At 73.1% G+C, this 11,296-nt stretch carries 11 protein-coding genes and 1 pseudogene; 9 read left to right on the top strand and 3 right to left on the bottom strand.

Features of this window, described 5'->3' with window-relative positions:
- Positions 1–6 precede the first annotated feature (6 nt).
- The 6 genes from AB0917_RS20965 to AB0917_RS20990 all read left to right on the top strand — a co-directional run bounded on the left by AB0917_RS20965 (position 7) and on the right by AB0917_RS20990 (position 5,008).
- On the top strand, positions 7–756 hold the full coding sequence (locus AB0917_RS20965; protein ID WP_366821110.1) for a VWA domain-containing protein: 750 nt from the start codon (positions 7–9) through the stop codon (positions 754–756).
- Entirely contained in the window at positions 753–1,322 is a 570-nt protein-coding gene (locus tag AB0917_RS20970) for a HutD family protein (RefSeq protein WP_366821111.1), read from the top strand. The genes AB0917_RS20965 and AB0917_RS20970 overlap by 4 nt, the downstream gene beginning before the upstream one ends.
- Positions 1,323–1,376: 54 nt before the next feature.
- Positions 1,377–1,910 carry a pyridoxamine 5'-phosphate oxidase family protein gene (locus tag AB0917_RS20975; RefSeq protein ID WP_366821112.1) on the top strand — a complete coding sequence of 178 codons (534 nt, stop codon included), beginning with the start codon at positions 1,377–1,379 and terminating at the stop codon, positions 1,908–1,910.
- 251 nt (positions 1,911–2,161) lie between these two features.
- Positions 2,162–2,365: a cold-shock protein gene (locus AB0917_RS20980; protein ID WP_015607926.1), complete on the top strand. Its 204-nt coding sequence runs from the start codon at positions 2,162–2,164 to the stop codon at positions 2,363–2,365.
- A 187-nt stretch (positions 2,366–2,552) separates the two neighbouring features.
- Positions 2,553–4,223 (top strand): DEAD/DEAH box helicase, encoded by a 1,671-nt coding sequence (locus tag AB0917_RS20985; protein ID WP_366821113.1) that lies wholly within the window; start codon positions 2,553–2,555, stop codon positions 4,221–4,223.
- 221 nt (positions 4,224–4,444) lie between these two features.
- Positions 4,445–5,008, top strand: a complete 564-nt coding sequence (locus tag AB0917_RS20990; RefSeq protein WP_366821114.1) for a GNAT family N-acetyltransferase — start codon at positions 4,445–4,447, stop codon at positions 5,006–5,008.
- Here the strand turns inward: AB0917_RS20990 and AB0917_RS20995 are convergent.
- Both AB0917_RS20995 and AB0917_RS21000 read right to left on the bottom strand, forming a co-directional pair.
- Complete coding sequence (locus AB0917_RS20995) at positions 4,974–5,756, bottom strand: ankyrin repeat domain-containing protein (protein WP_366821115.1); 783 nt, start codon at positions 5,754–5,756, stop codon at positions 4,974–4,976. The two genes, AB0917_RS20990 and AB0917_RS20995, sit on opposite strands and share 35 nt — an antisense overlap.
- Positions 5,757–5,786: 30 nt before the next feature.
- On the bottom strand, positions 5,787–6,689 hold the full coding sequence (locus AB0917_RS21000) for a hypothetical protein (RefSeq protein ID WP_366821116.1): 903 nt from the start codon (positions 6,687–6,689) through the stop codon (positions 5,787–5,789).
- A gap of 278 nt (positions 6,690–6,967) precedes the next feature.
- Here AB0917_RS21000 and AB0917_RS21005 point away from each other — a divergent pair, with 278 nt between their 5' ends.
- Positions 6,968–7,747 carry a serine protease gene (locus tag AB0917_RS21005; protein ID WP_366821117.1) on the top strand — a complete coding sequence of 260 codons (780 nt, stop codon included), beginning with the start codon at positions 6,968–6,970 and terminating at the stop codon, positions 7,745–7,747.
- 34 nt (positions 7,748–7,781) lie between these two features.
- Here the strand turns inward: AB0917_RS21005 and AB0917_RS21010 are convergent.
- Positions 7,782–9,635: pseudogene (locus AB0917_RS21010) on the bottom strand (beta-galactosidase family protein); the annotation flags it as partial.
- Between the two features lie 146 nt (positions 9,636–9,781).
- On the opposite strand from AB0917_RS21010, the gene AB0917_RS21015 reads away from it, so the two are divergent.
- Positions 9,782–10,666 carry an AraC family transcriptional regulator gene (locus AB0917_RS21015; protein WP_366821118.1) on the top strand — a complete coding sequence of 295 codons (885 nt, stop codon included), beginning with the start codon at positions 9,782–9,784 and terminating at the stop codon, positions 10,664–10,666.
- A gap of 25 nt (positions 10,667–10,691) precedes the next feature.
- Positions 10,692–11,060, top strand: a complete 369-nt coding sequence (locus AB0917_RS21020; RefSeq protein ID WP_366821119.1) for a chorismate mutase — start codon at positions 10,692–10,694, stop codon at positions 11,058–11,060.
- Positions 11,061–11,296: the final 236 nt, after the last annotated feature.

An 11,296-nucleotide genomic window follows, 5' to 3' on the forward strand; every position in this document is an offset into this window, starting at 1 on the left:
GGCGCCATGCACGGCGTGAACACGACGGTTGCCACCGGCCCGGCCATCAGCCTGACCAAGGTCCAGGAGACGGCTCCCGGCCTCGTCAGCCTCTACAAGAGCGCCGGTGTCTCGCTGGAGAAGCACGGACTCGGGGGCCGGCGGGCGGCCGTCTACCTCGTGCTCGACTACTCCGGCTCGATGAGGGACTACTACAAGGACGGCAGCGTCCAGGCGCTGGCCGACCGGGTGCTGGGTCTGTCGGCCCACCTCGACGACGACGGGCGCGTACCCGTGGTGTTCTTCTCCACCGACATCGACGGGTACGCGGAGATCGCTCTGAGCAGGCACCACGGGATGATCGACAAGATCGTGGCGAACCTGGGGCACATGGGCCGGACGAACTATCACGTCGCCATGGACGCGGTCATCGACCACTACCAGGAGAGCGGCTCCACCGACCCGGCCCTGGTGGTGTTCCAGACGGACGGCGGGCCCACCAGCAAGCTCGCGGCCGAGCGCTTCGTCTGCAAGGCCGCCCGGCTGCCGCTGTTCTGGCAGTTCATCGGCTTCGGCGACACCCGCAGCACCCAGTTCGACTTCCTGCGCAAGCTCGACGAACTGGCCGTCCCCGCCAAGCGGCCCGTCGACAACGCCGGCTACTTCCACGCCGGCCTCGACCCCCGGAAGGTCCCGGACGCCGAACTGTACGACCGGCTGGTCGGCGAGTTCCCGCACTGGCTGGCCGCCGCCGAGGCCCAGGGGATCGTCCGGTGACCGGCTCCGCGCCCGCACACGTCCTGCGCGCCGCCGACCGCGCGCCCGTCCCCTGGAGGAACGGCGCCGGGCTCACCCGGGAGGTCGCCGCAGGGCCCGGCGGAGCCGACGCGTTCGACTGGCGGGTCAGCGTCGCCGACGTCACCGCCGACGGGCCGTTCTCCGTCTTCCCCGGGGTGGACCGCACCCTGACCGTGGTCGAGGGCGCGGGCATGGACCTCGTCGTCGGCGGCGAGCACCACATCGTCGACGAGCCGCTGTGGCCGCACGACTTCCCCGGCGACCGGCCCACCGAGGGGTTCCTGCTGGGCGGGCCCGTCGTCAACCTCAACGTCATGTACCGCAGGGGGCGTACGCGGGCGGAGACGGCCGTGGTCTGCGGCACCGTACGGCTGACGGCACCCCCGGGCGGCGTGGTGATCGCCCTCTCCCTGGACGACGGGGCCGTGCTCGACTCCACCGGCGTCCGGCTCGACCGCTACGACGCGGTGCTCGCCGAGGGCGGGTCGCCGGGGGTGCTGCGGACGATGGGCCAGGCGGTGGTGATCACGCTCTCGGACGTGTGAGCGTCCAGGACGCTCGGCGATACCGGACAGAAGGTGTCGGGTATCGGGTGTTCGATGGCCGCCATGACCTTCACCGACCCCGCTGCCGCACCTGTCTCCTGGGACGGCTTCGCCGCCGCCGAACCCGTCTTCGCCGACACCGCGCGCCGGCGCTTCCAGCTCTACAAGCACCACGTCCTCGCCACCCTGCGGAAGGACGGCTCGCCCCGGGTCACCGGCCTGGAGGCCGACTTCCGCTTCGGCGAGCTGCTGCTCGGCATGATGCCGAACTCCCGCAAGGCCCTGGACCTGCGGCGCGACCCGCGCTTCGCGCTCCAGGCCAACCCGGGGCCCGACGCCGACCTGAGCGACGGCGACGTCCGCGTCAGCGGCCGGGCCGTGGAGATCACCGACCCGGCCGTCATCGCCCGCTTCATCGAGGAGGCGAGCCCGCCGGAGCCCTTCCACCTCTTCCGGGCGGAGCTGACCGAGGTGGTCCGCACCGGGCTGGACGGCGACGCCCTGGTCATCCGGTCCTGGCGCCCGGGGCAGCCGCTGCGTACGGTCCGCCGCACCGGCGACGACGCCCCGGCGGTCGAGGCCGACTGAGGCGGGAGAGGTCCGCGAGGGCCTGGTCCGGCACCCCGGAACACGGCGTGGAGTGATCCACCACCGGCAGGAAGAACGTGCTACGGTGTTCCCGTTGCAGTTTTGGTACCCATGAACTTTATGTGCGCCTGACGGGAATGCTTCCTCAGGCGCATTATTGTTTTCCGGCTTTCTCCGGATGGGGCTCAATGCGGCGACTTGGAATCCGTAAAGTGCGGATTCTCGGCACTGCACCTATTTAGGAGAATGACATGGCTACTGGAACCGTGAAGTGGTTCAACTCGGAAAAGGGCTTCGGCTTCATCGAGCAGGACGGCGGCGGCGCCGACGTCTTCGCCCACTACTCCAACATCGCCACCCAGGGCTTCCGTGAGCTCCAGGAGGGCCAGAAGGTCTCCTTCGACGTCACGCAGGGCCAGAAGGGCCCGCAGGCGGAGAACATCGTCCCGGCCTAATCGCCGCGACGCGTACCTCTCTGACCGGGGCCCGCACCGTGAAGGTGCGGGCCCCGGTTTGTGCTGTTCGAGCAACAACCCGCTTTGTGCGCGCATCCTGGGGGCGCACAACAAGCGGTAGGACAAGCACATCGGCAGTGATCCGAATCCGCAGTTGCCCAGGAATCCCCCAGGAGGGCAATTCCGTATGACCCGCTTCGAACGCCAGGACCGCACCCCCCGCTCACGCCCGGCCCGTGGCCGCGGCCAGGGCGCGACCGCGCAGGCAGCGTCCAGCCCCCGGGGCGGCGCCGCCCGTGGGAAGGCTCCGGCCCGCCGCCGCGCCACCCCGCCGCAGGGTGAGTTCGCCCTGCCGGAGACGGTGACCCCCGCACTGCCCGCCGTCGAGGCCTTCGCCGACCTCGACATGCCCGCCGCGCTGCTGAAGACCCTCGCCGCGCAGGGCGTCACCGAGCCGTTCCCGATCCAGGGCGCGACCCTGCCGAACTCGCTGGCCGGCCGGGACATCCTCGGCCGCGGCCGCACCGGCTCGGGCAAGACCCTCGCCTTCGGCCTGGCCCTGCTGGCCCGCACCGCCGGGCGCCGCAGCGAGCCGCGCGCCCCGCTGGCCATGGTCCTCGTCCCCACCCGTGAGCTGGCCCAGCAGGTCACCGACGCGCTGACCCCGTACGCGACCGCCGTGAACCTGCGGATGGCCACCGTCGTCGGCGGCATGTCGATCACCAAGCAGTCCGCCACCCTGCGGCGCGGCGCCGAAGTGCTCGTCGCCACCCCCGGCCGGCTCAAGGACCTCATCGAGCGCGGCGACTGCCGGCTGGACGAGGTCTCCATCACCGTCCTCGACGAGGCCGACCAGATGGCCGACATGGGCTTCATGCCGCAGGTCGTCGCCCTGCTCAAGCAGGTCGAGGCGGACGGACAGCGGATGCTGTTCTCCGCGACCCTGGACAAGAACATCGACCGCCTCGTCAAGATGTTCCTCACCGACCCGGTCGTCCACTCCGTCGACCCGTCCGCCGGTGCGGTCACCACCATGGAGCACCACGTGCTCCACGTCCTGGACGAGACGGACAAGAAGGCCGTCGCCACCAAGATCGCCGCCCGCGAGGGCCGCGTGATCATGTTCGTCGACACCAAGCGCGCCGCCGACCGCTTCGCCAAGCGGCTGCTCGCCAGCGGTGTACGGGCGGCCGCCCTGCACGGCGGGCGTTCCCAGCCGCAGCGCAACCGGACCCTGGACCAGTTCAAGAACGGCCAGGTCACCGCGCTCGTCGCGACGAACGTCGCGGCCCGCGGCATCCACGTCGACGACCTCGACCTGGTCGTCAACGTGGACCCGCCCACCGACCACAAGGACTACCTCCACCGCGGCGGGCGCACGGCGCGCGCCGGGGAGTCCGGCAGCGTCGTCACGCTGGTGCTGCCCGAGGAGAAGCGGGAGATGACCCGGCTGATGCAGGACGCGGGCATCGCGCCCCGCACCACGCGGGTCACCTCCAGCGACGTGGAGCTGAGCCGGATCACGGGGGCGCGTGAGCCTTCGGGCGTCGCGATCGTGATCGAGGTCCCGCAGCCGACGCCGCCCAAGCAGCGCACCCGGTCGGCCGGTTCGGCCGGTTCGGGCTCCGGCGGGGGAGCGGTGCGCTCCGGAAGCCGGGGCCGGGGACGGCGTGGGGCCGGTTCCGGTGCGGCCGGCGCGGCCGGCGGCGCGTCCGGTGGCGCGCAGAGCGGTGGCGCGGGGCGTTCCGGCGGCGCCCGTTCGGGCGGAGCCGCGCGTTCCGGTGGCGAGTCCCGGGGCACCGGGCGCTCCGGCGCGGGTCGCTCCGGTGCCCCGGCGCGGGGGCGCCGCGCCGCGTAGGTCTCAGCGGCCGTACGGGCGTTGCGGGGCGGGGCCTTTCGGGGCTCCGCCCCGTCCCCGTGGTCCGAACCTCACCGCCCCCCTCTCCGATGAGGGGGGCGCTCCCGCGTCCGGCCGAGCAGCCTCCACGGGCTGACCGTCCGACGGGCCCGGCCGCCGGGGGAGGGGGCCCCGCGCATATCCGGTGGCGGGACCAGGCCGCGTACGGCGAGGATCGCCGCATGCGCACCTTCCTGGAGACCGACCGGCTCGTACTGCGCCCGTTCACGGACGCCGACGCCCCCGACCTGCTCGCCCTCGACAACGACCCCGAGGTCATGCGGTACATCAACGGCGGCCGCCCGGTCAGCGACGAGCTCATCCGGGAGCGGACCCTGCCCCGGCTCCTCCACGACCACCCGTGCACCGGGACCCGCGGGTTCTGGGCCGTGCAGGAGAAGGCCACCGGCACCTTCCTCGGCTGGTTCGGACTCCGGCCCCTGGACGACCACGACCCCACCGTCGTCGAGCTCGGCTACCGGCTCAACCGGGCCGCCTGGGGCCGCGGTTACGCCACCGAAGGGGCGCGGGCCCTGGTCCGCAAGGGCTTCACCGACCTCGGGGCGCAGCGCGTGACCGCCAACACCATGGCCGTCAACGCGGCCTCCCGGCGGGTGATGGAGAAGGCGGGCCTGGCCTTCCTCCGCGCCTACACCGAGGACTGGCCGGACGCCATCGAGGGCTCCGAGCACGGCGAGGTGGAGTACGTACTCACCCGGGCGGAGTGGCAGGAGCACCGCACATAGCCTCCTGAAGCAACGCCGCGATCTCCCCGTGCCCCGTGTGCCGGTCCACCCCCGCCGCCGGCACCCCGTCCCGCAGCAGCTCCACGGCCACCGTCTCCTCGCCGTCGACCAGCTCCCGCCGGACCATCGCGTCGAGCCCGGGGCCGTACGTCTCCTCCAGCTGCCGCAGCAGCTCCCGCTCCAGGTCGGCACCGGCCAGCCGCCGCGCCTCGCCCAGCGCCGCGCCCACCACCGCCTCCTGCCCGGCTGCCCCCGCCCCGTGCTCCAGCAGCGCCCGCACCGTCCGCGGCGAGCCGCGCCGCGCCGCCAGGACCAGCATCGGCTCCCCCTGCGGACCGGGCAGCAACGGGTCCGCGCCCCGGGCCAGCAGGGCCTTCACCGTCGCGGCGTGGCCGAGACCCACCGCCCAGCGCAGCGCCGTGAACCCGAACTCCTCGCGCAGATCCGGCCGCGCCCCGGCGGCCAGCAGCGCCTCCACCACCTCGGTGTGCCCGCCGCACGCCGCCCCGCACAGCGGCAGGTCGCCCGCCCCGGGGCCGCTCGCCCGGTCGGGGTCGGCGCCCGCCGCGAGCAGCAGCCGTACCGCCCCCGGCCGGTCGTGGACCGCCGCCAGATAGAGCGCCGTCGTGCCCTCCTCGTCGCTCGACTCGGCCTGCGCCCCCGCGCGCAGCGCCCGTACGACAGCGTCATCGTCCTCGTACAGCGCGTCGAACAGGCTTGGTTCGTCCCTGATCGGCTCGTTCGTCATGCTTCGACCCTACGGTGGCCGGAATGACACTCATGTGTCGCACTCCAGACGCGTACGGCACAGCCCGCACCGCGCGACGACGCGGCCCCGGACGGGGAGCCGGATGCGCTGGTGGCAGGTGGGGCAGGGGAAGGAGACCCGCAGCCCCTGGCCGCCGGTCTCGAAGGCGTACCCGAGACCCGGGTCCGCGGCCGTGCCCGGGTGGTCCTGGGCGTACCGCCGGTCCTTGGCGTAGCGCCGCCGCCCCGCCCAGCCGGCCGCCGTCAGCGGGGGCCGGCGCAGATCGCGCAGGGCCTGCGCCCGCCCCTTGGTGTACGCCGTGTACGCCTGCGGGCTGGTGAACCACGGCGAGGGGTCCTCGTCGAACGCGAGTGCCCGTTTGGCCAGGACGTACCCGAACTCCTCGGGTGTCAGATAGCCCAGCTTCTGCCGGGACGTGGCGTCCTCCCGGAAGGCGTCCAGCAGCAGCCAGCCCGCGCCGAGATAGGCGGTCACCGTGTCGGTGAGGATCTCGTTGCTCCGCGTGCCGGGGAACTCCAGGCCGAGCCGGTGCAGCAGGACATGGGTGATCTCGTGGGCGAGCGCCGCGCCGACGTCGCGGCGGTGGGTGCGGAACCGGTCGTTCAGCTCGATGAAGTATTCGGGCCCCGCGGTCAGTTCCACGCTCGCCGCGTGCTCCATCGTACGGAAGCTGACGATCATGCGGGCGTCGGGCAGACGCAGGTGCTGGACCACGGCCCGCGCCACCCGCTGGGCGCCGAGATGCAGGTCGTCCCCGTCGGAGAAGGCGGCGTCGGAGGGGGCCAGGCTGGTGCCGTAGGTGTGGACGCCGTCGGGGGAGAGCCGCCGGTACAGCGCGGTGATCGCGGAGCGGACCGTGTCCAGATGGGGAAAGCCGTGGACGACCGGTGCGCCCGGACTGCCGTTGCTCACGCCCGTACCCCCATCCGCGGAACCCCCGCCCTCGACGGACCTCCACTGTAGGCCGGGGCCCCGGAACACCGGTGGCGGACGGCCGGTGGACGGCGACGGGCGGGGTGGTCGGCAGCGGATCCGTCGCGGTGGGCTTGGCCGAAAAGTGCTCCTTGTGGCAGCGGTCATCAGGTCCCGATAATCGGATGGCCTTGACGGGAGCATGACCAGTAGGTCGCTGTGCCCCGTCGCGATTCCCACGGCGACCCCCCACACCCCCACACGAAAGAAGGCAGTCCGTGAAGCAGCTCCTGCGCGCGCTGAAAAGATGTTCCGTCGTCATAGCCGCCGTCGCCATCGCGACCGTCGGCCTCCAGCCCGCCACCGCCTCCGCGGCCCCCAACCCCATCGTCGGCGGCGACCGCGCCGCCCAGGGCGAGTTCCCCTTCATGGTCCGGCTCTCCATGGGCTGCGGCGGCGCCCTCTACGCCCAGGACATCGTCCTCACCGCCGCCCACTGCGTGAACGGATCGGGCAACAACACCTCGATCACCGTCACCGGCGGCGTCGTCGACCTCCAGTCGCCCAACGCCGTCAAGGTCAGGTCCACCAAGGTCCTCCGGGCGCCCGGCTACAACGGCTTCGGCAAGGACTGGGCCCTGATCAAGCTGGCCCAGCCCATCAACCAGCCCACCCTCAAGATCGCCACCACCACCGCCTACAACCAGGGCACGTTCACCGTCGCCGGATGGGGCGCCAACCGCGAGGGCGGCAGCCAGCAGCGCTACCTCCTCAAGGCCGACGTCCCGTTCGTCTCCGACGCCGCCTGCCGCGCCGCCTACGGCAACGACTTCATCGCATCCGAGGAGATCTGCGCCGGATACCCCGGCACCGGTGGCATCGACGCCTGCCAGGGTGACTCCGGCGGCCCGATGTTCCGCAAGGACAACGCCGGCGCGTGGGTCCAGGTCGGCATCGTCAGCTGGGGTTACGGCTGCGCCCGGCCCAACTACCCCGGTGTCTACGCCGAGGTCTCGACCTTCGCCTCCGCCATCTCCGCCGCGGCCGCCACACTCTGACGCCCCCCACCACCCGCACCCCGGCGGGTGACCACGGCCGAACCGCCCCGGGAGCGCCCGACCGTACGGGCGCCCCCGGGGCGGGGCGGCCTGCCGGTCAGGCCTCCCTCACCGGCAAGCCGCCCCCCAGCTCCACATACGGCTCGCCCGCCCCCTCCAGCTCCAGCACCCACACCTCGTTGGAGCCCTCGCGGAGCACCGGACCGGGCACGTACAGCGTCTCCTGCGGACCCGCGGACCAGTACCGGCCCAGGCAGAAACCGTTCACCCAGACGAAGCCGCGCGTCCAGCCCGGCAGGCGCAGCCCCGCGTGGTCCGCGCCCGCCTCCTCCACGGTGAACGCCCCCCGGAACAACCCCGTCCGCCCCGCCCCCGCACCCACCGGCACCGGCCCGAACGGCACCGCCGCCACCGCGCCCGCCTCCTCGAAGGCCGCCAGCCGCAGCCCCCGCGCCCGTACCCCGTGCAGGTACTGCCGCTCGTGCAGCACCCCGCCCGTGATCCCCTTCGGCTCACCCAGACGCGGCCCGTAGTTGACCCGCCCCAGCGACTCCACCCACAGCTCCACCTGTGCCGGACCCGCCACCGGCTCCGCCAGCGTGCAGCTCTCCTCACTCAGCACCCCCGCCCGGACCCCGTCCACGTACACCACCGCCCGGTCCCGCAGCCCCGCCGCGGTCAGCGGATACGGCGCGCGCGGCCCCGGCACCGCCACCCGGTAGCGCACCAGGCCCCGGCCCACACCCAGCTCCTCGAAGGTCGGCGCCACCCCCGACTCCGGCCCCTCCGGATCACCCAGCGCCTCCATGACGTCCCCGAGCCCGGCCCACCCGTCCAGCTCCACCCGCACCGGCACCGCCAGGCCCCTCGGCTCCGGCGGCAGCGCGGGCAGCGGACCCCGCGCATACCCCTCCAGCACCTGTCGGAACAGCCGGAACTTCTCCGTGGCCCGCCCGTACTCGTCGACCGGGGCGTCGTAGTCGTACGAGGTCACCGTCGGCTGGAACACCCCGTCCTGCACCGGACCACCCCGGTTCGCCCCCGCCCACCCCCCGAAGTTCGTCCCGCCGTGCGCCATGTAGATGTTCACCGACGCCCCGCACTCCAGGATCTCCCGCAGCGCCCCGGCCGCCTGCTCCGCATCCCGTACGACCGGGTCGGCCCCCCAGTGGTCGAACCAGCCGCACCAGAACTCCATGCACATCAACGGCCCCTCCGGCTGATGGCGGCGCAGGACGCCGAACCCCTCCCGCGCCCCCGAACCGAAGTTCGCCGTCGCCAGGAGACCCGGCACCGACCCACCCGTCAGCATGTGGTCCTCCGGACCGTCCGACGTGAACAGCGGCACACCCACCCCGCACCGCCGCAACAGCTCGGCCAGCCACTCCAGATACACCGCGTCGGAGCCGTAACTCCCGTACTCGTTCTCCACCTGGACGAGGATCACCGCACCACCCCGGTCCACCTGCCGCTCCACCACCTGCGGCAGCAGCTCCCCGAACCACCGCTCCACCGCGGCCCGGTAGCCGGCGTCCCGCGTCCGCACCCGCCGGCCGAACCGGCCCGTCACCCAGACCGGCAGCCCACCGTTCTCCCACTCCGCACAGATGTACGGACCCGGGCGCACGATCGCCCACAGCCCCGCCTCCCGCACCGCGTCCAGGAACCGGCCCAGCGCCGCCACGTCCCGGTACGCGCCCTCGCGCTCCTCATGCAGATTCCACGGCACATACGTCTCGACACAGTTCAGCCCCATCGCCGCCAGCATCGACAACCGGTGCCCCCACTGCCCCTCGTGCACCCGGAAATAGTGCAGGGCACCCGACAGCAGCCGTACGGGCTTCCCGTCGAGCCGGAAGTGGTCGTCCCCCACGGTGAAATCGGTCATCGCGCTCGTACGCTCCTGTGCTCTGCCCCGCCCGGAGGCCCCGGGCCGAATTGGTCCGACCACCTTCACCTCTGGCGCGCACCGGGTCCATGGACAAAGATCGCTGCTGATTGGACGCAACACCCAGCGAGCGGGAGGAGAGCGCAATGCCCACGTACCACACCTGGATGCGCTTCTTCACCCCCAGCCCGCTCCACCACCGCCTCGGCCTCGTCTGCCTCGGCGTCGGCCTCCAGCACGGCGCACTGCCCGCCGTCGGCCCCCGCACCCTGGACCACCACGTCGCCGTCATCGTCCACTCCGGCACCGGCTGGTTCACCGGCCCCGACGGACGCCGCACCCCCGTCACCGGGCCCGCCCTCATCTGGCTCACCCCCGGCACCCCCCACCACTACGGCGCCGACCCCGCCACCGGCTGGGACGAGAGCTTCGTCGACTTCACCGGCCCCGCCACCACCACCTACACCGAGCTGGGCTGCATCGAACCCGACCGCCCCCTCGTCCCGCTCTCCGACACCGCCGCCCCCCGCGCCGCCGTCGGCCGCATCGTGCGCGCCGCCCGCCGCGGCAACCCCCTCCTCGAGGTCGAGACAGCCGCCGCCGTCCACGAACTCCTCGTCTCCCTGCGCCGCGCCCGCGCCGACCTCGGCCCCGACGGCCACCCGGTCCTCCAGGCCCTGGCCCGCGACGCCTACCAGCCCCTCACCGTCGCCGAACACGCCGCCCGACACGGCATGACCCCCGCCGAACTCCGCACCGCCGTCCGGCGCGGCGCCGGATGCAGCCCCAAGGACTACCTGCTCACCCTCCGCCTCGGCCGGGCCAAGGAACTCCTCGCCGCCACCGACCTCCCGATCGCCGCCGTCGCCCGCCGCGTCGGCTACGACGACCCCGCCTACTTCTCCCGCCTCTTCGCCCGCCGCGTCGGCACCGCCCCCGTCCGCTTCCGCGAACAACAGGGCCGCAGCGTGCCCGGCGGCTGGAGCGACCAGGTACCCGACCCGGACGACCCGCCGATGATCGGCCCCTGACGGCGGACGTCTAAGCTCGACGACCATGAGCACCAGCGAAACCGACGCGCCCGCAACCGTCGACGCGTCCGTCCAGGCGGAACTGAACCGGCTGCGCGAGAGCATCGACAACATCGACGCCGCCGTCGTCCACATGCTCGCCGAACGCTTCAAGGCCACCCAGCAGGTCGGCCGCCTCAAGGCCGACCACCAGCTGCCGCCCGCCGACCCGGCCCGCGAGACCCGCCAGATCACCCGGCTGCGCCAGCTCGCGCAGAGCGCCAACCTGGACCCCGCGTTCGCCGAGAAACTCCTCACCTTCATCATCGCGGAGGTCATCCGCCACCACGAACGCATCGCGGAGGAAACCGGCCACGGCGGCGGGACCACGTCCACGACAGCCTCCGGCGCCTGACCCCCGCCCCTGCGGACGGCGGCGGGGCCGGCCCTACGACGGCCTCCGGCGCCTGACCCCCCGCCCCTGGCCACGGTGGCGGGACCGGCCCCACGACGGCCTCCGGCGCCTGACCCCCGCCCCTGGCGACGGCGGCGGGGCCGGGCCCGCCGCAGCCTCCGACGCCTCACCCCGCCCAAGAAGCCCTGACCTTCGACGACATTCTCCTAGTACCCGGTTACTCCGAGGTGCTACCT

It is taken from the genome of Streptomyces sp. NPDC007346 (assembly GCF_040703535.1).
Classification (GTDB): domain Bacteria; phylum Actinomycetota; class Actinomycetes; order Streptomycetales; family Streptomycetaceae; genus Streptomyces.

What these genes read in the sequence shown, in the direction of transcription:
- AB0917_RS20965 (WP_366821110.1), top strand. Translation starts at nt 7, where the DNA reads ATGCACGGCGTGAACACGACGGTTGCCACCGGCCCGGCCATCAGCCTG.
- AB0917_RS20975 (WP_366821112.1), top strand. Translation starts at nt 1,377, where the DNA reads ATGGCCGCCATGACCTTCACCGACCCCGCTGCCGCACCTGTCTCCTGG.
- AB0917_RS20980 (WP_015607926.1), top strand. Translation starts at nt 2,162, where the DNA reads ATGGCTACTGGAACCGTGAAGTGGTTCAACTCGGAAAAGGGCTTCGGC.
- AB0917_RS20985 (WP_366821113.1), top strand. Translation starts at nt 2,553, where the DNA reads ATGACCCGCTTCGAACGCCAGGACCGCACCCCCCGCTCACGCCCGGCC.
- AB0917_RS20990 (WP_366821114.1), top strand. Translation starts at nt 4,445, where the DNA reads ATGCGCACCTTCCTGGAGACCGACCGGCTCGTACTGCGCCCGTTCACG.
- AB0917_RS20995 (WP_366821115.1), bottom strand. Translation starts at nt 5,756, where the DNA reads ATGACGAACGAGCCGATCAGGGACGAACCAAGCCTGTTCGACGCGCTG.
- AB0917_RS21015 (WP_366821118.1), top strand. Translation starts at nt 9,782, where the DNA reads ATGCCCACGTACCACACCTGGATGCGCTTCTTCACCCCCAGCCCGCTC.
- AB0917_RS21020 (WP_366821119.1), top strand. Translation starts at nt 10,692, where the DNA reads ATGAGCACCAGCGAAACCGACGCGCCCGCAACCGTCGACGCGTCCGTC.